9 protein-coding genes (1 of these 9 only partly in view) are annotated in these 22,375 nt (G+C 67.3%); 3 read left to right on the top strand and 6 right to left on the bottom strand.

Annotation, left to right across the window (positions count from 1 at the left end; translation table 11 throughout):
• Window positions 1-281: 281 nt before the first annotated feature.
• A complete protein-coding gene (locus C3F42_RS02985; RefSeq protein WP_104443889.1) occupies window positions 282-1,460 on the top strand; it encodes an integrase core domain-containing protein in 1,179 nt (392 codons plus the stop codon).
• Window positions 1,461-1,839: 379 nt separating this feature from the next.
• On the opposite strand, the gene C3F42_RS02975 is transcribed toward C3F42_RS02985, so the two are convergent.
• From C3F42_RS02975 to C3F42_RS02950, 6 genes are all read right to left on the bottom strand, one after another.
• Complete coding sequence (locus tag C3F42_RS02975) at window positions 1,840-2,622, bottom strand: amino acid ABC transporter ATP-binding protein (protein ID WP_023632410.1); 783 nt, start codon at window positions 2,620-2,622, stop codon at window positions 1,840-1,842.
• Between the two features lie 23 nt (window positions 2,623-2,645).
• Window positions 2,646-3,890 carry an FAD-binding oxidoreductase gene (locus C3F42_RS02970; protein ID WP_038706047.1) on the bottom strand — a complete coding sequence of 415 codons (1,245 nt, stop codon included), beginning with the start codon at window positions 3,888-3,890 and terminating at the stop codon, window positions 2,646-2,648.
• 16 nt (window positions 3,891-3,906) lie between these two features.
• The gene (locus C3F42_RS02965) at window positions 3,907-4,617 is read right to left on the bottom strand and encodes an ABC transporter permease (RefSeq protein ID WP_104443938.1); all 711 of its coding nucleotides are present in this window, start codon (window positions 4,615-4,617) and stop codon (window positions 3,907-3,909) included.
• Window positions 4,614-5,333, bottom strand: coding sequence for an ABC transporter permease (locus C3F42_RS02960; protein ID WP_023632572.1), 720 nt, complete (start codon window positions 5,331-5,333; stop codon window positions 4,614-4,616). The genes C3F42_RS02965 and C3F42_RS02960 overlap by 4 nt, the downstream gene beginning before the upstream one ends.
• Window positions 5,334-5,437: 104 nt before the next feature.
• A complete protein-coding gene (locus C3F42_RS02955) occupies window positions 5,438-6,190 on the bottom strand; it encodes a transporter substrate-binding domain-containing protein (RefSeq protein ID WP_023632571.1) in 753 nt (250 codons plus the stop codon).
• Window positions 6,191-6,216: 26 nt separating this feature from the next.
• Window positions 6,217-7,089, bottom strand: coding sequence for a MurR/RpiR family transcriptional regulator (locus C3F42_RS02950; protein WP_104443937.1), 873 nt, complete (start codon window positions 7,087-7,089; stop codon window positions 6,217-6,219).
• A 143-nt stretch (window positions 7,090-7,232) separates the two neighbouring features.
• On the opposite strand from C3F42_RS02950, the gene C3F42_RS02945 reads away from it, so the two are divergent.
• Together C3F42_RS02945 and C3F42_RS02940 are read left to right on the top strand one after the other, a co-directional pair.
• Window positions 7,233-8,258, top strand: coding sequence for an Ldh family oxidoreductase (locus tag C3F42_RS02945; protein WP_104443936.1), 1,026 nt, complete (start codon window positions 7,233-7,235; stop codon window positions 8,256-8,258).
• 213 nt (window positions 8,259-8,471) lie between these two features.
• Window positions 8,472-22,375 carry the 5' portion of a non-ribosomal peptide synthetase gene (locus C3F42_RS02940; RefSeq protein ID WP_104443935.1) on the top strand. The gene runs 11,542 nt beyond the window's last position, so 13,904 of the gene's 25,446 nt are visible here — the first part of the coding sequence; the start codon lies at window positions 8,472-8,474; its stop codon lies beyond the right edge, outside the window.

Genomic DNA, 22,375 nt, shown 5'->3' with positions numbered 1-22,375 from the left:
AATGAATGCGCATATAACTTTCGAGACGCACGCTGTGTAAGTCAAAGTCAAAGTCAAAGTCAAATGCGATCGGCGTGGGTTTCCACAGTTGTAAGCGCATTCATTTGCTATAACGACGCATCGTCACCTTTTCGCCCTTACGGCGAGTCACTTTTTGTCAAACGCGACAAAAAGTAACCAAAAAACGCTGCGGGTATGACTCACCCACATGGGTTACAAATCAGTTCACGCACATAGGTAACAGTCTTTAACTGGCAGGGTCGGTTTTCGAGGATCTGACCATGCCTTGGCGAGAGCTGAAACCTATGGACCTTAAAATGCTTTTCATTGCGGATTACCTGCAGGGGCCGCCCAGCTTCAGCGCCCTGTGCCAGGCCTACGAGATCAGCCGAAAGACCGGCTACAAATGGGTCGAGCGATATGAGAAAGAGGGGCCTTCGGGGCTGGAAGAACGCAGCCGCCGCCGGTTGAACCAGGATTGGGTCGTACCCGCCGCAGTTCGCGAAGCCATCATCGAATTGCGCAGCCGAGGCGAAACGGAACCGGGGCCGAAAAAGATCCAGGCTGCGCTGCAGGAGCGTTTCCCTGATCAGGCGCCGCCCTCGAAGACAGCGATCTACAACATCCTCAAGAAAGCCCAATTGGTCAAACCACGCCGCTTACGTCAGCGTGTAGCGGTCTATCCCAAGCCCCTGGAGAAGGCCGAGTCGCCTAACCAGCTGTTCAGTGCGGACTACAAAGGTCAATTTCTGACAGGTGCAGGCGTCTGGTGCTATCCGCTGACGATCATGGATCACGCCAGTCGTTTCCTGCTCGCCTGCCACAGCATGCCCAATACCAACCTGCTGGAAACCCAGGCCGTTTTCACCCAAGTGTTCCGAGAGAATGGTTTGCCTGAGCGGATTCGTACCGATAACGGTGTGCCGTTTGCCAGTAAGGGGCGTGCGGGACTTTCTCAGCTGTCGATCTGGTGGCTGCGTCTAGGCATCATTCCCGAGCGCATTGCGCCTGGTCGGCCTGAACAAAATGGCCGCCACGAGCGCATGCATCGAACGCTCAAAAGCACGCTCCCATCGCCGCCGGCAGTGGCCTGGGAGGCTCAACAACGGCACTTTGATCGCTTTCGGCAGCACTACAATCACGAGCGCTTGCATGAAGCGCTGAAGCAGAAAACACCGGCGTCTTGCTACCAGCCATCTCCACGCCCATTCCCTGAAAAGCTCCCCGAAATGACCTATCCCAGTCATATCGAGAGCTTGCCGGCTGATAGCTCCGGCATCATCAATCGCCGGGGCTTGAGGATCTACGTAGGTTATGTGCTCAAGCACCAGACCATTGGACTGGAGCAGGTTGGGGATGGCGTCTGGGATGTTATTTTCGGTCCCATCATCCTTGGCAGAGTCGATGTGCGGGATGCCACTGATGGTTATGTAACACTCAAGGTGTCGTCACCTATGTGAGTGAACTTTTGTGTAACCCATGTGGGTGATCCGTACACTGCGCTCCATTCATCCGGCCCTCCGCTTCGCTCCGGGTCCCCTCACTCCAGCCTTGCTCCCGGGAGGACCGCGCTGAACGCCCCATCCTGGGGCGCAGCGCTTGACGGGCATCCATGCCCGTCACCTCCCTCCGCAAGGCCTGCGTTCGGCCTCCTGAAGTCGCGAAGTTACGGGCGGCGCCTACACTGCCGCAGCTGTCGCTAGTGAGTTTGAAACTAATCTTGAGATCAAGATCAAGATCAAGATCAAGATCAAGATCAAGATCAAATCTTCATATATTGCATCGCTGTTTTGCAGGGGGCGGCCAGGGTTGCGTGTATCTGCACAGGACCACGAACCATTAATGCAGAATCTGCTTCAAAAACGCCTGTGCCCGCGCCGTCCTGGGCTGCCCGAAGAACACTTCCGGTGAAGAGTCCTCGATGATTTGCCCACCTTCGAGAAACAACACCCGCTCTGCCACCTGTCGTGCAAAGCCCATCTCGTGGGTCACGCAGAGCATGGTCATGCCGGTACCGGCCAATTGCACAAGAACGTCCAAAACTTCGGCCACCATCTCCGGGTCGAGCGCCGAGGTCGGCTCGTCGAACAGCATGATCCTCGGCTTCATGCACAACGCCCGGGCGATCGCCACCCGCTGCTGCTGGCCGCCAGAGAGCTGGCTGGGGTACTTGTTCGCCTGGCTTTCGATACCGACCTTGCTCAGGTACGAGCGCGCCCGTTCCTCGGCGTCCCGCCGCGACAGGCCGCGCACGCTCATCGGTGCCAGCAGGCAATTGTCGAGCACGCTCATGTGCGGGAACAGGTTGAAGTGCTGGAACACCATGCCGATCTCGCTGCGCACCTTGGCGGCCTCGCGGCCAGTGCTGGCAAGGTCGGTGCCGGCCACGCGAATGCTGCCCTGCTGGGCGATCTCCAGGCGGTTGATGCAGCGGATCAACGTCGACTTGCCCGAGCCCGAGGGGCCGCAGAGCACGATCCGTTCGCCCTCGCGTACCGACAGGTCGATATCGTGCAGCACATGGAACGCGCCGTAATGCTTGTTCAGGCCCTCGATACGGATCAGCTCCGGGCGCGGGTCGGGGGCAGGGTGCCGGCTGGCAAGGCTCAAGGGTGCGGTCATCTTGTTGTTCTCCCGCTCAAGGTTCAGGCGAAGCGTGCGGCGCTGTAGGGCGCAGGGTCGGTGAAGGGGCGCTCGCCGGTCATCAGCTCCGCCAGCAGGCGGCCGCTGACCGGGCCCAGCGTCAGGCCATGATGGGCATGGCCGAAGTTGAACCACAGCTGCTTGTGCAGCGGCGCCGGGCCGATCACCGGGCGCATGTCCGGCAGGCACGGGCGGCGGCCCAGCCAGGGCTTGTCGTCCAGGCGCTCGCCCAGGGCCGGGAACAGCTTGCGCGCCAGGGCCTCGCAGCGGCGCAGCTGGATCTCATTGGCCGGGGCATCGCTGGCGGCGAATTCGATGCCGGTAGTCAGGCGCACGCCCCGCGCCATCGGCGCCAGGACATAGCCGCCCTGGGTGTCGCAGATCGAGTGGCCCAGTTCGGCGCCGTCGCGGGTCGCGTAGTGCATGTGGTAGCCGCGCTTGATCCCCAGCGGAAAGCGGTAGCCCAGCCGTTCATAGAGGTCGGCCGACTGCGGGCCGAGGCAGGCCACCACCTCGTCGGCGGTGACCGTGCCGCGGCGGCTGTCAACCTGCCAGCCACTCTCGACCTGGCGCAGGCTACGCGCATCGCCGTGGAGGAACTGCCCGCCACGCTGGACGAACAGCGCGGCATAGCCACGGGTCAAGCCGCCGGGGTTGCTCACGGTCTTCGGGTCAAGCCAGTGGATGCCACCGATCACCCCACCGTCCAGTTGCTGCTCGCGGGCCTGCAGTTGCTCGCGCTCGAGGATCTCGTAGCGCAGGCCATAGCGGGCCAGGCCTTGAAGGTCGTGCTTGGCCTGGGCGAACAGCGTGGCGTCGCGGTACACCTCGATCCAACCCTTGGCCTGCACCAGCCCTTGCAGGCCGGCGGCTTCGATCAGCGCATCGTGTTCCTCGACGCTGCGCTGCACCAGCGGCAGCATGTCGGCGGCGGCCTTGGCCAGGCGTCCGGGGGCGGACTGGCGCCAGTAGCTGAGCAGCCACGGCGCGGCCTTGGGCAGGTGGGCGAGGCTGTAGCGCACGTCGGGCTGGCGGTTCAGGCCATAGCGCAGCAGGGCGCTGTACTGGCGCGGGAAGGCATAGGGGATCACGCTGGAGCGCTCGATCAGCCCGGCGTTGCCATGGCTGGTGCCGCTGCCTGGCTCGTCGCGGTCGATGAGGATCACCTGGCGTCCGCGGGCCTGCAGGTGCAGGGCGGTGCTGACGCCGACGATGCCGGCGCCCAGGACGATGGTCTGGCAATGCATGGAAGGTTTCCTTCAGTCAGTTCAGGTGGCGGCCCAGGCGGGCTTCCAGGTGTTTCAAGGTGCGCCGGACCGCCTCGACGATCAGCAGGTAGAGCACTGCCGCCCACAGGTAGATCTGGAAGTCGAAGCTGCGCGAGAAGGCCAGCTTGGTCACCCCCATCAAGTCGTAGATCGTCACCAGCGAGGCAATCGCGCTGGCCTTGATCATCATGATCAGCTCGTTGCCCAGCGGGCCGATGGCCACCAGCAGCGACTGCGGCAGGACCACCTTGAAGAAGGTGGTCGAGCGCTTGAGGTTGAGTGCCTTGGCCGCCTCGTACTGACCCGGCGCGACCGCCATCAGACTGGCGCGGAAGATCTCGGCCTGATAGGCCGCCGTGTTGAGGGTGAAGGCGAGCAGGGCGCAATACCAGGCCTCGCGGAAGAACCACCAGAGGCCCATCTCCTGCCAGAAACCCTTGAGCGAACCCAGCCCGTAGTACAGCAGGAACAGCTGGGCCAGCAGCGGTGAACCGCGGAAGAAATACACGTAGCCAGCCGCCAGGCGCCGCGGCACGCAGCTGGGTGACATGCGCACCAGCGCCAGGAGCATGCCCAGCAGCGCGCCGAGGGTGAACGAAATCGCCACCAGCTTGGCGGTGACCAGCAGGCCATCGACGAAACGCGCGCCGTAACGGTCCAGCAAGTCCGGGTCGAGCACGTAGGCCAGCAGTTGCTCCAGGCTCATGGGCGGGCTCCTTGCAAATGGCGGTTGCTGCGCCGCTCGAGCAGGGCGAAGACCCTGCCCGACAGCGCCGAGAACAGCAGGTAGACCAGGCAGGCGACGCTGTAGAACAGCATCGGCTCCTTGGTCACGCTGACCGCGAGGTTGGTCTGGCGCATCAGGTCGATCAGCGAGATGGTCGAAACCAGCGAGGTGTCCTTGAGCAGGCTCAGCCAGTTGTTCGACAGGCCCGGCAGGGCGATGCGCGTTAGTTGCGGCAGCACCACCTTGAAGAACCCGGTGCGCTTGCCCAGGCCCAGGGCCGAGCAGGCCTCCAGCTGGCCCTTGGGCAGGGTCTTGAAGGCCATCAGCCAGATCTCGCTGGAGAATGCGGCGAACACCAGGCTGAAGGCGGCCATGGCGGCGAGGAAGGTGTTGATCAGCACCTCGCCTTCATAGCCCAGCGCGGCGAGGAGCTTCTGCGCGGCGATCTGGCAGCCGTAGTAGATGATCAGCAGGGTGAGCAGTTCTGGCAGGCCGCGAAACACCGTGGAGAAGAGGGTGGCCCAGGCCCGCGGCAGGCGTTTGCGAGAACGCGCGGCGAGCGCCACCAGCAAGCCCAGTGGCAGGCCGATGGGCAGGCAGGCCAGGGCCAGCGACACGGTCACCAGCGCGCCGGCCAGCAACGCCTGGCCCCAGCCGCCGCTGGCGAAGGAAAGCAGGGAGAGTTGATCGAGCATGGCTAACCCCCAGGAAACAGTTGCCCTGGTGGGAGCGGGCTTGCCCCGCGATGGCGTGGTTCACTGATCAGGCGCCATCGCGCGGCAGGCCGGCCTCCACGAGATTACTGGTAGATGTCGAAGGCGAAGTACTTGCTCGCGATCTTCTGGTAGGTGCCATTGGCCACGATCGCCGCCAGCGCCTCGTTCAGCCGGGTGCGCAGGGCCTGGTCGTCCTTGCGTACGGCAATCGCCGCGTCGGCCTTGGTGCCGTCGACGTCGCCGAGGATCTTGCAGCAGTCCTTGCCATTCTTGTTCAGCCATTCGTGCAGCGGGAACTTGTCGGCGATCACCCCGTCCAGGCGCCCGGCGGCAAGGTCTGCGTTGGCTTCGTCAAGGGTCGGGTACAGCTTCACGTCCGCGCCGGCCTTGCCGTATACATCCTCGGCGTAGATCGCCTGGGTCGAGGCGGATTGCGCGCCGACCGTGTAGCCCTTGAAGTCGGTCTGCGCGTCGCTGATCGGGCTGTCCTTGGCGACGGCCACGGTCAGTGGGGTGCGGTAGTAGTGGTCGGTGAAGGCGATCTTCCGGCGCCGTTCCTCGGTGTCGATCATCGAGGCCACCACCGCGTCGTACTTGCGCGCCATCAGTGCCGGAATGATGCCTTCCCAGTCCTGGGCCACCAGGGTGCACTCGACCTTCATCTGTTCGCACAGGGCATGGGTGATGTCGATGTCGAAGCCGTGCAGCTTGTTGTCGGCGTCGACGTAGTTGAAGGGGGGATATGCGCCTTCAGTGGCAAAGCGCAGGGTCTCGGCACTGGCGTGGCCCGCCAGCAGCAGGGCGCACGCACCCACCACAGCCATGGTTCCTTTCATCTCGCACCTCGGTCATCGCACTCTTGCTATTGTTGTTTGCCCGCCGGCCACGAGGTGTAGCCGACGAACTCGTTATGTAGAGCGGCAGTTGCTTCCAAGCGTTTTTCAACATCCGGTCCGAGCTGCTTGCAGACCTCGTTGACCATCAGGTGCACCCACGACAGCATGGTCGCGGTGGATTCCCAGAACAGGTTGAATTCGGTGGGGATGCGGAACACCTCGTCGGCTTCGGCATCGGCCCAGTCACAGAAAGTGTCGGTGACCAGGGTCACCGGGATGCCCAGCGCACGGGCCTTGTGGCACAGCTGCAGGGCGTGGCGTGAATAACGGCGTGCTTCGAACACCACCAGCGCGCAGTCCTGCGGGCGCCCCAGCAATACCTCGCCGAAATGCCCGGCGCTGCCATCGACCAGTTGCACGCCGTCGCGCAGGTACTGCAACAGGTGGCTCATGCACATGGCCACGCCACGCTCGGTCTGAAAGCCGGCGACGAATATCCGGGGTTTATCGGCCAGGCGGCGGGCGACCTGTTGCCAGGTCTCGCCGCGGCTGTACTCGTGCACGCGCACCAGCGCGGCCATTTCCAGCTCCAGGCTGCCTGAGCGCTGGTCGTCCTCGGGTTGCTGGCGAAACGCCTGCAGGCGGTCGCCGGCCAGCCACGGGCCGTCGCCCAGGTCGTTCTGCAGGTCCTGCTTGAGAGCCTTGAGGTGGGCATAGCCCAGGGCGCGGCAGAAGCGGCCGACGCTCGATTCGCTCACGCCCAGCTTGGCGGCGATGCTGGCCGAGGTCTGGAAGGGCAGTTCGTGGAGGTTGGCGAGCATGTAGCTGGCGATCTGGCGGCCCGAGGCGGCAGCGCTGTGCAGGCTGCTTTCCAGGCGTTGCTTGATCGATTGGCTCATGGTCGGTTCCGGTTGATTTCTGGCGTGGAAGCCAAAATGGCTGTTTTCTGTCATCAAGTCAATATTTGACAGATAGCTGTCATTGGCGGGAAAGTCTGTGCAGTTGCGCTGTAGCGATTCCAATTCCAAGAAAGGAGCTCCAGATGTCTTCACCTTCCACCGGCCCTGTCGTGCGCGTGCCTTTTAACGAACTGCAGGCATTGCTCCAGGCAATCTTCGCGCGGCATGGCTGCAGCGCGGCAGTGGCCGCCGTACTCGCCGACAACTGCGCCAGCGCCCAGCGTGACGGTGCCCACAGCCACGGGGTGTTCCGTATTCCCGGTTATGTCTCGACCCTGGCCAGCGGTTGGGTCGATGGCCGCGCCGAGCCACAGGTAACCGACCTGGCACCGGCTTATGTGCAGGTCGATGCCAAGGGCGGTTTTGCCCAGCCGGCCCTGGCCGCGGCCCGCGCGCTGTTGGTGGCGAAGGCGCGCACGGCCGGCATCGCGGTGCTGGCGATCCACAATTCGCACCATTTCGCCGCGCTGTGGCCGGATGTCGAGCCATTCGCCGATGAAGGCCTGGTGGCCCTGAGCGTGGTCAACAGCATGACCTGCGTGGTGCCCCACGGTGCGCGCAAACCGCTGTTCGGCACCAACCCCATCGCCTTCGCCGCGCCTTGTGCGGGGCACGACCCGATCGTCTTCGACATGGCCACCAGTGCCATGGCCCATGGCGACGTGCAGATCGCCGCCCGGGCCGGCGAACAGCTGCCGTCGGGCATGGGCGTGGATGCCGCCGGCCAGCCGACTACTGACCCCAAGGCGATTCTCGAAGGCGGCGCCTTGCTGCCGTTCGGCGGCCACAAAGGCTCGGCGCTGTCGATGATGGTCGAACTGCTGGCGGCGGCGCTGACGGGGGGCCATTTTTCCTGGGAGTTCGACTGGTCCGGGCATCCGGGAGCAAAGACCCCATGGACCGGGCAATTGCTGATCGTGATCGACCCGGCCAAGGCGCAAGGCCAGCGTTTTGCCCAGCGCAGCCGTGAACTGGTGGAGCAGATGCAGGAAGCGGGGCTGACGCGCATGCCGGGAGAACGGCGCTACCGTGAGCGTGAAGTGGCACTGCGCGAAGGCGTGGGATTGTCCGAACGGGAGCTGGCCGAGTTGCAAACACTCGCTGGCTGAACCCAAGTTCCATTGTTCAGGGTACCGGTGCGGACCTGCTTCGCACCGGTGTCCGGCCTTCCACCGCACTCTGCTCACACCGTGAGCGCTGCGCCTCCCTGGTGTTGAGCCCCGCTGCTCCTGCCGTTGTCCCCCCTTCCCATGTCAGCCCGCCCCCCCGCGATCCATTAGCGTTCCGAGCATTTCCGACTGGCAAAAGCAGGATGCTTACCAATGCTCTTCAGCGAACTCATGGCAGCGCTTTCCACCCGTGCGATCCGACTCCAGCGCGAGGAGGCCGACCTGATCGTCGAGGGCGATGACGACACGCTCGATGAGGTGTTGTGGGACGCATTGGCGACGCACAAGCCAGCGCTGCTGGAGATGCTCGCGGGCCTGGAGGATGGCTGGCTGAGCCCGGCGCTGCGCATAACCCCCGACATGCTGCCCCTGGCCGGGCTCGACCAGGCCGCCATCGACCGCATCGTCGCCACGCTGCCTGGGGGCGCGGCGAATCTGCAGGACATCTACCCGCTGGCGCCGCTGCAGGAGGGCATGCTCTACCACCACCTCACGGCCGCCGAGGGCGACCCCTATGTGCTGCAGGCCCAGCTGCGTTTCGCCAGCCCGGCGCACCTGCAGGCGTTCGCCGAGGCGCTCGACTGGGTGATCCAGCGCCATGACATCCTGCGCACGGCACTGGCCTGGGAATACCTGGACCAGCCGCTGCAGGTGGTGTGGCGCAAGGCGCCGCTGGCGTGCGAGGCAGTCGGGAACCTGGACGGTGACGAGCCGCTGGAGCAACTGCGCGCCCGTTTCGACTCGCGTCATTACCGCATGGACCTGGCCCAGGCCCCCTTGCTGCGCCTGGTACATGGCCAGGATCGCGATGGCCGGGTGCTGGGCCTGCTGCTTTTCCATCACACGGTCATGGACCACACCGGCCTGGACATCGTGCGCCGCGAGATCCACGCGTATCTCGCGGGTGACAGCGAGCGTCTGCCACCCCCGGTGCCGTTCCGTGACCTGCTGGCCAGGAGCCGCCGGGCCCAGGACGACCAGGCCCATGAAGCATTCTTCGGCGCCATGCTGGCCGATATCGACGCACCGACCCTGGCCTTCGGCGTCCAGGAGGTGGCCGGCCAAGCCATGGAGGAGGCCCGGATCACCCTGGCGCCCGGCCTCAGCCAACGCCTGCGCGCCCAGGCCCGGTCGCTCGGGGTCAGCCCGGCCAGCATCATGCACCTGGGGCTCGCGCGCCTGCTGGGCGCGTGGTCCGGGCGCGAGTCGGTGGTGTTCGGCAGCGTGCTGCTGGGGCGCATGGCGGCGGGCGAGGGCGGCGAACACGCCCTCGGGATGTTCATCAATACCTTGCCGCTGCGGGTCGACCTGCAGCGGCAGGGTGTGCGGGATGCACTGTTGCTGACCCACCGCCAATTGACCGCACTGCTCGGCCACGAACAGGCACCACTGGCCCTGGCCCAGCGTTGCAGCGGTGTGGTGGCGCCGATGCCGTTGTTCAACAGCATGCTCAACTATCGCCATAGCGCGGCAGATGACGCCGCCGCGGTGATCGCGGTGGCGCCGGGCATCGATGTGGTCGGCACCGAAGAGCGTACCAACTACCCCTTGAACCTGGCGGTCGACGATCTGGGTGACGACCTGCGCCTGACGGTACAGGCCCTTGCCGAATGGGGGGCCGAGCGGCTGTGCGGACAACTGCGACAGGTGTTCGAGGGGCTGGTGGAGGCGCTCGAGCGCGCCCCCGACCTGCCCGTGCTGGCGCTGCCGGTGCTGACGCCCGAGGAGCGCCATCAACTGCTGACCGGCTGCAACACCACGGCCGCCGAACACGATCTCGACCAGCCGCTGCACGCGTTGTTCGAGCGCCAGGCGCTGCTGCATCCACAGGCGGTGGCCATCGAGGCGGAAGGTGGACAGCTGACCTATCGGCAGCTCAACGAACAGGCCAACCGCCTGGCCCACCACCTGATCGCCCTGGGCGTGCGCCCCGACGACCGGGTGGCGATCTGCGTCGAGCGTGGCCCGTCGATGGTGGTCGGCCTGCTGGCTATCCTCAAGGCCGGTGGCGCCTATGTGCCAGTGGACCCGAGCTACCCGGCCGAGCGCATCCGCCACATGCTCGTCGACAGCGCGCCGTTGGCGGTGCTGGTGCACGCGGCCACCCGCGAGGTGCCGGGCCAACTGGCGGTGCCGCGTGTCGACCTCGACCAGGCGGGCTGGGAAAGCCTGCCGGCGACCGACCCACGGGTGGTCGGGTTGACCTCGCGCCACCTCGCCTATGTGATCTACACCTCCGGCTCCACCGGGCTGCCCAAGGGCGTGATGGTCGAGCACCGCAGCGTGGTCAACCTGGTGCACTGGAGCGCCGGGCTGTGCCCCGCGAAGGCGGGCGCCGCCGTGCTGCACAAGACCCCGATCAGTTTCGACGCCTCGGTGTGGGAGCTGTTCTGGCCGCTGGGCAGCGGCCTGCGCCTGGTGCTGGCGCGGCCGGACGGCCAGCGTGACGCGGACTATGTGGCGCGGCGGATCATCGAGTCCAGGGTCAACGTGGTGCAGTTCGTGCCGGCGCTGTTGCAGCAGTTCCTCGAACAGGCGCGCAGCGCACAGTGCGGCAGCCTCACCGACATCGTCTGCGGCGGTGGCGAGCTGACCGAAGCCCTGGTGCGCCAGGTGCGCGAGCGCTTGCCGCAAGTGCGCCTGCACAACGTCTACGGCCCCACCGAAACCACGGTCGATTGCAGCGTCTGCACCCTGGAGCCCGATCAGCCCGTGCCGGACGGCGCGCTGCCGATCGGCCGGCCGATCGACAACACCCGCCTTTACGTCCTGGACGGCGCGGACCAGCCGCTGCCGTGGGGCGTGGCCGGGCACCTGCATATCGGCGGCGTGGGGGTAGCGCGTGGCTACCTGGGCCTGGCCGGGCAACAGGCCGAACGCTTCATCGACAGCCCGTTCGTGCGCGGCGAGCGCCTGTACCGCAGCGGTGACCTGGTGCGCCAGCGCGCTGACGGTTCGTTGCAGTTCCTCGGTCGCAACGATCACCAGGTCAAGCTGCGCGGCCTGCGTATCGAACCGGGCGAGATCGAAGCCTGCCTGAGCCGCGTGGACGGCGTGCGCGAGGCGCTGGTGCTGGTCCACGAACACCCGCACAGCGGCCAGCGCCTGGTCGCCTACCACACTGGCCAGGATCACGCCGCGCAGTACCTGCGCGAGCGTCTGCTGGAGCAGTTGCCCGAGTACATGGTGCCGGCACTGTTCATCCACCTCGATGGCATGCCGCTGACGCCCAACGGCAAGGTCGACCGCAAGGCCCTGCCGGCGCCCGAAGCACCGGTGCGCCAGTACCAGGCGCCCCAGGGCCCGATCGAGACCGCCCTGGCGGCGATCTGGGCGGACCTGCTGGGTGTCGGGCCAGTGGGGCGTGACGACAACTTCTTCGAGCTGGGCGGCCACTCGCTGCTGGCGGTGCGCCTGGTGGAACGCATGCGCCAGCAGGCGCTGGCGGCCGATGTGCGGGTGCTGTTCAGCCAGCCCACGCTGGCCGCGCTGGCGGCGTCGGTGGGTGGCCGGGCCGCTGTCGAGGTGCCGGCCAACCGCATTCCGGCAGGTTGCACGCTGATCACCCCGGACATGCTGCCCCTGGCCGATCTCAATCAGGACGCCATCGACACACTGCTGCGGCAGATCCCCGGTGGCGTGGCCAATATCCAGGATATCTACGGCCTGGCGCCGTTGCAGCAGGGCATCCTCTACCATCACCTGGCCAGCGAAGGCGCCGACCCCTATGTGGTGCAGGCGCGTTTCGCCTTTGCCGGGCAGGCCGAGCTGGACGCCTTCGTCGCCGCGCTGAACCAGGTCATTGCGCGTCACGACATCCTGCGCACCAGCCTGCATTGGCAGGGCCTGGACGAGGCAGTGCAGGTGGTCTGGCGCGAGGCGCCGCTGCTGCTGAGCCCGGCGCTCGAAACGCCACGGCTCGACCTCGGCCAGGCGCCCTTGTTGCGCCTGAGCAGCCAGCGGCAGGACGGACGCCTGGAGGCGACCCTGCTGCTGCATCATATTCTTGTCGACCACACCGCCGTGGAGCAGCTGATGCTCGAAGTGGGGGCACTGTTGCAAGGCCCCGCAGAGCTGCCGGCCAGCATCCCGTATCGCAACTACGTGGCCCAGGCACGCCTTGGCGCGGACCCTCAGGCCGACGAGGCACTGTTCCGCGAGCTGCTGGGCGATATCGACGAACCGACCGAAGCGTTCGGCCTGCGCGAGGCGATGGCCGAAGCCCATTCGGTGGGTGAAAGCCGCTGGCCATTGGAGCCGGCGCTGGTCGCACGCCTGCGCGGGCAGGCCAGGGCGCTGGGGGTCAGTGTCGCCAGCCTGGTGCACCAGGCCTGGGGGCAGGTGCTGGCGCAGATGTCCGGACGCGAAGAGGTGGTGTTCGGCACCGTGCTGCTCGGTCGCCTGCAGGGCGGCGAGGGCGCCGACCGGGCGCTGGGCATGTTCATCAATACCTTGCCACTGCGGGTCAGCGTGGGGGCTGCGGGCGTGGCCGAGGGCGTGCGCCTGACCCACCAGCGCCTGGCGCGCCTGCTGGCCCATGAACAGGCCTCCCTGGCCCTGGCCCAGCGCTGCAGCGGCGTGCCGGCCTCGCAGGCGCTGTTCAGCAGCCTGCTGAACTATCGCCACAGTGCTGGCCAGCCTGCGCAGGGGCCCGTCTGGCAGGGGATTGAACTGTTGACCGCGCAGGAGCGCAGCAACTACCCGCTGGTGGTCAGCGTCGACGACTATGGGGATGATTTCCGGTTGACGGTGCAGGCCGTGGCGTCGGTCGATGGCGAGCGCGTCTGCCGCTTGCTGCAGTGGGCCTTGACGCAGTTGGTCACGGCGCTGGAGCAGGCGCCGCAGGTCGCGCTGCACAGCCTGCATGGGTTGCCCATGGTCGAGCGCGACTGCGTGCTGGGTCGCTTCAATGCCACGGCACGCGACTACCCGCGCGACCTGGCCGCCCACCGCCTGTTCGAAGCCCACGCCGCGAGTACGCCCGAGGCACTCGCGGTGATCCACGGTGAACGCCAGTGGAGCTATGCCCAGCTCGATGACCAGGCCAACCGCCTGGCCGTCTACTTGCTCGAGCAGGGCGTGCGCGCCGGTGATCGCGTGGCCTTGTTGCTGCCACGCTCTTTCGACCTGTTGGCGGCCCAGCTGGCGGTAAGCAAGTGCGCGGCAGTGTTCGTACCGCTTGACGGCAATGCCCCGGTCGAGCGCCAGGCGTTCATGGTCGGTGACAGCGGGGCGGCGTTGCTGCTGACCCATAGCGACCAGCCCGAAGTGGCGGGCCCGCGCCGGGTCGAACTCGACCGGCTCGACCTGAGCACCTATACGGCTGCGCCGCTGGGCCTGGCGGTGGACGCCGGCAGCGCGGCGTACATCATGTACACCTCCGGCTCCACCGGCACGCCGAAGGGCGTGCAGGTGCCGCACCGGGCCATCGTGCGCCTGGTGATCAACAACGGTTTTGCCGACTTCAACCACCAGGACCGCGTGGCCTTCGCCTCCAACCCGGCGTTCGACGCCAGCACCCTGGAAGTCTGGGCGCCGCTGCTCAACGGTGGCGCGGTCGTGGTGATCGACCAGGACCAGGTGCTGTCGCGCCAGGGCCTGCGCGAAGTGCTGCTGGATCAGGGCGTCACCGTGCTATGGCTGACCGCCGGCCTGTTCCACCAGTTCGCTGACGACCTGCTGCCGGCGTTGCGTGGCCTGCGTTACCTGATGGTCGGCGGCGATGTGCTGGACCCGGCGGTGATTGCCCGGGTACTGCGTGACGGCGCGCCGCAACACCTGCTCAATGGCTACGGCCCGACCGAGGCCACCACCTTCAGCACCACCCACGAAATCACCGCGGTGGGCGAGGGCAGCATCCCGATCGGCACACCGATCGGCAACAGCCGCTGCTACGTGCTCGATGCCCGCCAGCAACTGCTGCCGGTGGGGGCGGTGGGCGAGTTGTACATCGCCGGCGACGGCGTGGCCCTGGGTTACCTGGGCCAGCCAGAGCTGACGGCCGAGCGCTTCCTGCCCGATCCGTTCAACGGCGGCACGATGTATCGCAGTGGTGACCTGGTCAGTTGGCAGGCCGACGGCACCCTGCGCTACCTGGGCCGTGCCGACCAGCAAATCAAGCTGCGCGGCTTCCGCATCGAACTGGGCGAAATCGAGGCGCGCCTGGGCGAATGCCCGGGCGTGCGCGACGCGGCGGTGATCGTGCGTGAGGACGCGCCGGGCGACAAACGCCTGGTGGCGTACTTCACCGGCGAGACCCCGGCCATCGGCGAACTGCACGAGCGTCTGCAAGGTGTACTGCCGGACTACATGCTGCCGTCGGCTTATGTGCGACTTGAAGCCTTGCCATTGACCGCCAACGGCAAGCTCGACCGCCGTGCGTTGCCGCAGCCGGGCAGCGAGGCCGTGGTCAGCCGCGCCTTCGAGGCGCCGCAGGGCGAGGTGGAGACGGCACTGGCCGCAATCTGGGCCGAGGTGCTCAAGGTCGAGCAGATCGGTCGCCACGACCACTTCTTCGAGCTGGGCGGCCACTCGCTGCTGGCGGTGAGCCTGGTCGAGCGCATGCGCAAGGCCGGCCTGGCTGCCGACGTGCGCGTGCTGTTCGCCCAGCCGACCCTGGCCGCGCTGGCGGCGGCGGTGGGTTCTGGACGAGAGGTAGCCGTACCCGAGAACCGTGTCCTCCACGATGCGACCCGGATCACGCCAGAGATGCTCAGCCTGATTGATCTCGACCAGGCCAGCATCGACCGCATCGTCGCCAGCGTGCCGGGCGGCGCCGCCAATGTGCAGGAGATCTACCCGCTGGCGCCGTTGCAGGCGGGCATCCTCTATCACCACCTGAGCGCGGAGCAGGGCGATCCGTACCTGTTGCAGTCGCGCCTTGCCTTTGACAGCCTCGAGCGCCTGCTTAACTGGGCAGCGGCCTTGCAACAGGTCATCGACCGCCACGATATCCTGCGCACTTCGGTGGTCTGGGAAGGCCTGGCGGAGCCGGTGCAGGTGGTCTGGCGCCAGGCCGACCTGGCGCTCAGCGAAGTCACCGGCCTGGGTGAGGCGTCCGTGATCGAGCAGTTGCTGGCGCGTTTCGATGCCCGCCAGCAGCGTCTGGACCTGACTCGGGCGCCCTTGCTGCGGCTGGTCTATGCCGAGGATCCGCGCCAGGGCGAGTGGGTGGCGCTGCTGCAGTTCCACCACCTGACCCTCGACCACGCCGCCATGGCCGTGGTCGGCGAGGAGATGCAGGTGCTGCTGGACGGGCGTGGCGCCACGCTGCCTGCCGCGGTGCCGTATCGCAATTATCTCGCCCAGGTCTGCCTGGGCGACGATCAGGCCAGCCATGAGGCGTTCTTCCGCGCCCAGTTGGGGGATGTCGAAGAACCGACCCTGCCCTTTGGCCTGGCCGATGTGCAGGGCGATGGCGGGCGGGTCGAGCATGCTGCCCTGAGGCTGCCTGACGCCCTGGCCCAAGGCCTGCGCGAGCAGGCCCGGCAGCGTGGCGTCAGCGTCGCGAGCCTGGTGCACCTGGCCTGGGCGCGGGTGGTGGGCGTGCTGGCAGGGCGTCGCGATGTGGTGTTCGGCACCGTATTGATGGGCCGCCTGCAAGCCGGCGAAGGCGCCGACCGCGCCCTGGGCATGTTCATCAACACCTTGCCACTGCGGGTGGACACCGCGCTGCCGGTGGAGCAGGCCGTGCGCGTCACTCATCAGCGCTTGTCGGCCCTGCTCGGTCACGAGCATGCGCCCTTGGCACTGGCCCAGCGTTGCAGCGGCGTGGCGGCTTCGGCGCCGTTGTTCAGTGCCTTGCTCAACTACCGGCATAGCGCCGAGGCGGCCCGGGACGGTGAAGGTATCTGGCAGGGTGTGCGCCTGCTGGGCGGCGAGGAGCGCAGCAACTACCCGTTGACCCTGAGCGTCGATGACCTGGGCGAGGGTTTCTCGCTGAGCGTGCTGGCCGCCGAGGGGTTGCCTGCGGCGCAGGTCGGCGCGTGGATGGTCAATACGATAGGCCAACTGTTGCAGGCGCTGGAGCGGGCGCCGGGCCAGGGACTCGATCATCTGCCGATGCTGGATGACGAGGCTTTGCGCCAGGTGGTGGAGGGCTTCAACGCCACAACCGTCAATTATCCGCAAGGGCACACCGTGCATGCGCTGGTCGAGGCCCAGGCGCCCGAGGCGCTGGCCGTGGTGCAGGGCGAGGTGAGCCTGAGCCATGGCGAGCTGAACCAGCGCGCCAATCGCCTGGCCCATTACCTGATCAAGCGTGGCGTGGTGCTGGGCGACCGTGTCGCGCTGTGCCTGCCGCGCGGTCCGCAGCGGCTGGTGGCGATGCTGGCCGTGCTCAAGGCCGGCGCGGCCTATGTGCCGGTCGATCCGGGTTATCCGGCGGAGCGCATTGCCTATCTGCTCAGTGACAGTGCGCCGACGCTGGTGCTGGTCGAGTCGGGCACTGAGTCGCTGGTGGGCGAGGTGGCCAAGGTTGCGCTGGATGGCTATGACTGGGCTTATGAAGCCGACAGCGACCCCGTCGTTACCGGTCTGGATGCGAATCAGCTGGCCTATGTGATCTACACCTCCGGTTCCACCGGCCAGCCCAAGGGGGTAATGGTCGAGCATCGCACCCTGGCCAACCTGGTCCACTGGCATTGCCAGGCCTTCGACCTGGGCGGTGGCAGCCACACCTCCAGTGTCGCCGGCTTCGGCTTCGACGCCATGGCCTGGGAAGCCTGGCCGGCGCTGTGTGCTGGAGCGGTGCTGCACCTGCCGCCGGCGCAGATTGGCGGCGAGCACGTGGACGAACTGCTCGACTGGTGGCTGCAGCAGCCGCTGCAGGTCAGCTTCCTGCCGACCCCGGTGGCCGAGCAGGCGCTGCGCCGCGAACGCCAGCACCCGACCCTGCGCACCTTGCTGGTGGGCGGCGACCGCCTGCGCCAGTTCGACCGCGATCCGGGCTTCGTGCTGGTCAACAACTACGGCCCGACCGAGACCACGGTGGTCGCAACGTCCGGTCAACTTCAGCCGGGCGGCGCGCTGCATATCGGCAAGCCGACCGCCAACACCCGTGTCTATGTGCTGGATGCGCAGCTCCAACCGGTGCCGGTCGGCGTGACCGGCGAGCTGTACATCGGTGGCGCGCAGGTGGCACGCGGTTACTTCAACCGCCCCGACCTTAGCGCCGAGCGTTTCCTTGACGACCCGTTCGCTGGTGGCCGGATGTATCGCACTGGCGACCTGGTGCGCTGGAACGCCGACGGCACCCTGGACTACCAGGGGCGCAACGACGACCAGGTGAAGATCCGCGGTGTGCGGGTCGAGCTGGGCGAGATCGAGGGGGCGCTCAAGGCCCAGCCGGGCATCGCCGATGCCGTGGTGCTGGTGCGTGACGAGCGCCTGCTGGCGTGGTTTACCGAAGCGGCAGCGGTCGATATCGAGCGCCTGCGCGAGGGCTTGCAGGCCAGCCTGCCGGCGCATCTGCTGCCGCAAGCCTTGGTCCGCCTGGACGCACTGCCACTGACTAGCCACGGCAAGCTGGACCGCAAGGCGCTGCCGCAACCGGCCATGCTCGCCGCCCAGGACTACGTCATGCCGCAAGGTCCTGTGGAAACTGCCATTGCTGCGCTCTGGGCCGAAGTGCTGGGTATCGAGCGGGTTGGTCGCCACGACAACTTCTTCGAGCTAGGCGGCCACTCGCTGCTGGCGGTCAACCTCACCGCGCGTCTGCGCCAGGCCGGCCTGCAGGCCGACGTACGCACCTTGTTCGGCCAGCCGACGGTGGCGGCGCTGGCGGCGACCCTGGGCCAGGGCCGTCAGGTCGAGGTCCCGGCCAACCGGATCCCGGCCGGCTGTACCCGGATCACCCCGGACATGCTGCCACTGGTGGATCTTGAACCTGCCGCCATCGAACGCATCGTAGTCACGGTGCCGGGGGGCGCGACCAACGTGCAGGACATCTACCCGCTGGCGCCGTTGCAGGAAGGCATCCTTTATCACCACCTCAGCTCGCTGGAGCACGACCCCTATGTGCTGCAGTCGCCCATGGCCTTCGACAGCCTGGCGCGGCTCGAGGCCTTCGCCGCTGCGTTGCGCCAGGCCATCGCACGCCACGATGTGCTGCGTACCGCCGTGCTCTGGGAGGGCCTGGCGCAACCGCTGCAGGTGGTCTGGCGCGAGGCGCCGCTGCTGGTCGCACCGCTGGAAGGGCAGGACCTGCAACGCCTGGAGCTGAGCCAGGCACCGCTGATTCGCCTGCTGTACAGCGCCGATACCGGCAGCCAGCGGGTCGAAGCACTACTGCAGTTCCACCATATCGTCCTCGACCACACCGCCCTGGAGATCATCGGCGCGGAACTGCTGGGCTACCTGCAAGGCACCACGGCACCGCTGCAGGCCCCGGTGCCTTACCGCAACTACGTGGCCCAGGCGCGCCTGGGCGTCCGCCAGGCCGAGCACGAGGCGTTCTTCCGCGAGCTGCTGGGTGATATCGACGAGCCGACGCTGCCCTACGGCCTGAGCGACGTGCAGGGCGATGGCCAGGCTATCGAGGAAGCCCAGCTGTGGCTGGACGAAACCCTGGCCGCGCGCCTGCGCCAGCAGGCCCGGCAACTGGGCACCAGCCCCGCCAGCCTGTTCCACCTGGCCTTCGCCCGCCTGCTGGCCGCCACCAGTGGCCGCGACAGCGTGGTGTTCGGCACCGTGCTGCTGGGCCGGCTGGAGGCCGGCGAGGGGGCCGAGCGGGCGCTGGGCATGTTCATCAATACCTTGCCGCTGCGCCTGGACCTGCAGGGCGCGGCCCTGCCCGAGGCGGTGCGTCAGACCCAGCAGCGTCTGAGCGCCTTGCTGGTCCACGAGCATGCGTCGCTGGCCTTGGCCCAGCGTTGCAGCGGCGTACCGGCGCCGGCGCCGCTGTTCAGCGCCATGCTCAACTACCGCCACGGCCAGGAGGTCAGCGAAGCCCGGCGCCTGGACTGGCAGGGCATCGAGTTCCTCAGCGGCCAGGAGCGCAGCAACTACCCGCTGAGCCTCAGCGTGGACGACATGGGCCAAGGGTTCCGCCTGGTGGCCATGACCCCGGCGACGGTTGGTGCCCAGCGGGTCTGCGGGCAGCTGCGACAGGTGCTGCTGGCGTTGGTCGAAGGCCTGGAGGCACAATCCGGGCAGACGGTGCTGCAACTGCCTGTGCTGCAGGACGAGGAACGCGCCTACCTGTTGCAGCACTGCAACGCGACAGCGCGGGCCAATGATTCCGAGCAGCCGATCCAGGCGCTGTTCGAGCGGCAGGCAGCACGCGCCCCGGAAGCGATTGCGGTGTACGCCGAAGCGGGGCAACTGAGCTACCGCGAGCTCAACGCCCAGGCTAATTGCCTGGCCCATTACCTGATCGAACTGGGTGTGAAACCCGACGACCGGGTGGCGATCTGCGTCGAGCGCGGCCTGCCGCTGCTGGTCGGCCTGTTGGCGATCCTCAAGGCCGGTGGCGCCTACGTGCCGCTCGACCCGGACTATCCGGCCGAGCGCCTCGGCCACATGCTCGCCGACAGCCAGCCGCGGGCGTTGCTGGTGCAACAGGCGACCCGCGCCCTGGTGGGTTCGTCGGCGACATTGGTCGACCTCGATCAGCCGACCTGGGGCGACCTGCCGGACAGCAATCCGCAGGTGCCTGGCCTGACCTCGGAGCACCTGGCCTATGTGATCTATACCTCCGGCTCTACTGGCCTGCCCAAGGGCGTGATGGTCGAGCACCGCAACGTGGTCAACCTGGTGCACTGGAGCGCCGGGCTGTTCCCGAGCGAAGGCGCGGTGCTGCACAAGACCCCGGTGAGCTTCGACGCCTCGGTGTGGGAGCTGTTCTGGCCGCTGTGCAGCGGACTGCGCCTGGTGCTGGCGCGTCCGGATGGCCAGCGCGACCCGCAGTATCTGGCTGAGCTGATTGAGCGGCAGCAAGTCGGCGTCGTGCAGTTCGTGCCGGCGTTGCTGCAGCAGTTCCTCGACGAGAACGCCAGTGCCGCCTGCGCCAGCCTCACCGACATCGTCTGCGGCGGTGGCGAGCTGACCGAAGCCCTGGCCCGCCAGGTGCGCGAGCGCTTGCCACAGGTGCGCCTGCACAACGTCTATGGCCCCACCGAGACCACGGTGGATTGCAGCGTCTGGACCTTGGAAGCGCGGGATCCGCTGCCGGCGGGCGCATTGCCGATCGGCCGGCCGATCGACAACACCCGCCTGTACGTCCTCGACACTCACGACCAGCTCGTGCCGTTCGGCGTTGCCGGTCAGTTGCACATCGGCGGGGCCGGGGTGACGCGGGGCTACCTGGGCTTGCCGGAACAACAGGCCGAGCGTTTCATCGCCAGCCCGTTCGTTGACGGTGAGCGTCTGTACCGCAGTGGCGACCTGGTGCGCCAGCGCCACGACGGCGTACTGGAGTTCCTCGGCCGCACCGACCACCAGATCAAGCTGCGCGGCCTGCGTATCGAGCCGGGCGAGATCGAGACCTGCCTGAACCGGATCGCGGGTGTGCGTGAGGCGCTGGTGCTGGTGCACGAGCATCCGCACAGCGGGGCGCGCCTGGTCGCCTATCACCGGGGTGAACCGCAACAGGCCGACGCGCTGCGCCGGGCCTTGCTGGCACAGCTGCCGGAGTACATGGTGCCGGCGCTGTTCATCCATCTCGACAGCTGGCCACTGACCCCGAACGGCAAGCTGGAGCGCAAGGCACTGCCGCTGCCGGATCTGCAGGCGGGCGGCTACGAAGCACCACAGGGCGACACGGAAACCCTGCTGGCCGAAATCTGGGCGCAGTTGCTGGGTGTCGAGCGCGTAGGGCGTCACGACAACTTCTTCGAACTGGGCGGCCATTCGCTGCTGGCCGTAAGCCTGACCGCGCGGCTGCGCCAGGCTGGCCTGCAAGCCGACGTGCGCACGCTGTTCGGCCAGCCGACGGTGGCGGCGCTGGCAACCACCCTGGGGCACAGCCGCCAGGTGCCGGTTGCGGCCAACCTGATCCCGGCCGATTGCACCCGCATCACCCCGGACATGCTGCCGTTGGTGGCGCTGGAGCAGGCCGACATCGAACGCATCGTTGCCACGGTGCCGGGCGGCGCGGCCAACGTGCAGGACATCTACCCACTGGCACCGTTGCAGGAAGGCATTCTCTACCTGCACCTGAGCAGCACGGACGCCGATCCGTATGCCTTGCGCGCGCAATTGCGCTTCGACAGCCCGGCGCGCCTGCAGGCGTTCGCCCAGGCCCTGGAGCAGGTCATCGCCCGGCATGACATCCTGCGCACCGCGGTGCTCTGGGAGGGCCTGGCGCAACCGGTGCAGGTGGTCTGGCGCCAGGCGCCGCTGCAACTGGCGCCGCTCGACGCGCAGCACCTGGCACGCCTGGATCTGGGCCAGGCGCCGCTGATCAGGCTGCTGCACCGCGCCGTGCCGGGCAGTCAGCGGATCGAGGCGGTGCTGCAGTTCCACCATATCGTGCTCGACCATATCGCCATGCAGGCGGTGCAGGCCGAGCTGCGCGGCTACCTGTCGGGCCACGACGAGCCGCCGCCACCGTCGGTGCCGTACCGCAACTACGTGGTGCAGGCGCGCCAGGGCGTCAGCGAGGCCGAGCATGAGGCCTTCTTCCGCGCCCGCCTGGGCGATATCGACGAGCCGAGCCTGCCGTTCGGCCTGCGCGAGGTGCAAGGCGAGGGGCTGGCCCTCGATGAGGCCGAGGTCGATTTCGAGGGGGCCCGCTATGGCCGCCTGCGTGACCAGGCCCGCCAGCTGGGGGTGAGCACTGCGAGCCTGGTGCACCTGGCCTGGGCGCGCCTGCTGGGCAGTGCCTGCGCCAAGGACCAGGTGGTGTTCGGCACCGTGCTGTTGGGCCGTCTGCAGGGCGGCGAGGGCAGCGAACGGGCGCTGGGCATGTTCATCAACACCTTGCCGCTGCGGGTCGACCTGGGTGGGCTCGGCGTTCGCGAAGGCGTGCTGGCAACGCACCGCGAGCTTTCGGCGCTGTTGCTCCACGAGCACGCCTCGCTGGCCCTGGCCCAGCGCTGCAGCCAGGTGGCGGCGCC

The organism is Pseudomonas sp. PONIH3, from assembly GCF_002934345.1.
GTDB classification, from domain to species: Bacteria; Pseudomonadota; Gammaproteobacteria; order Pseudomonadales; family Pseudomonadaceae; genus Aquipseudomonas; species Aquipseudomonas soli.
This window is presented reverse-complemented; position numbering and strand designations above follow the sequence as displayed.

Bases quoted from the DNA above. Each gene is read 5' to 3' on its own strand.
- C3F42_RS02950 (WP_104443937.1), bottom strand. From the start codon at position 7,089: ATGAGCCAATCGATCAAGCAACGCCTGGAAAGCAGCCTGCACAGCGCT.
- C3F42_RS02965 (WP_104443938.1), bottom strand. From the start codon at position 4,617: ATGAGCCTGGAGCAACTGCTGGCCTACGTGCTCGACCCGGACTTGCTG.
- C3F42_RS02975 (WP_023632410.1), bottom strand. From the start codon at position 2,622: ATGACCGCACCCTTGAGCCTTGCCAGCCGGCACCCTGCCCCCGACCCG.
- C3F42_RS02960 (WP_023632572.1), bottom strand. From the start codon at position 5,333: ATGCTCGATCAACTCTCCCTGCTTTCCTTCGCCAGCGGCGGCTGGGGC.
- C3F42_RS02970 (WP_038706047.1), bottom strand. From the start codon at position 3,890: ATGCATTGCCAGACCATCGTCCTGGGCGCCGGCATCGTCGGCGTCAGC.
- C3F42_RS02945 (WP_104443936.1), top strand. From the start codon at position 7,233: ATGTCTTCACCTTCCACCGGCCCTGTCGTGCGCGTGCCTTTTAACGAA.
- C3F42_RS02985 (WP_104443889.1), top strand. From the start codon at position 282: ATGCCTTGGCGAGAGCTGAAACCTATGGACCTTAAAATGCTTTTCATT.
- C3F42_RS02955 (WP_023632571.1), bottom strand. From the start codon at position 6,190: ATGAAAGGAACCATGGCTGTGGTGGGTGCGTGCGCCCTGCTGCTGGCG.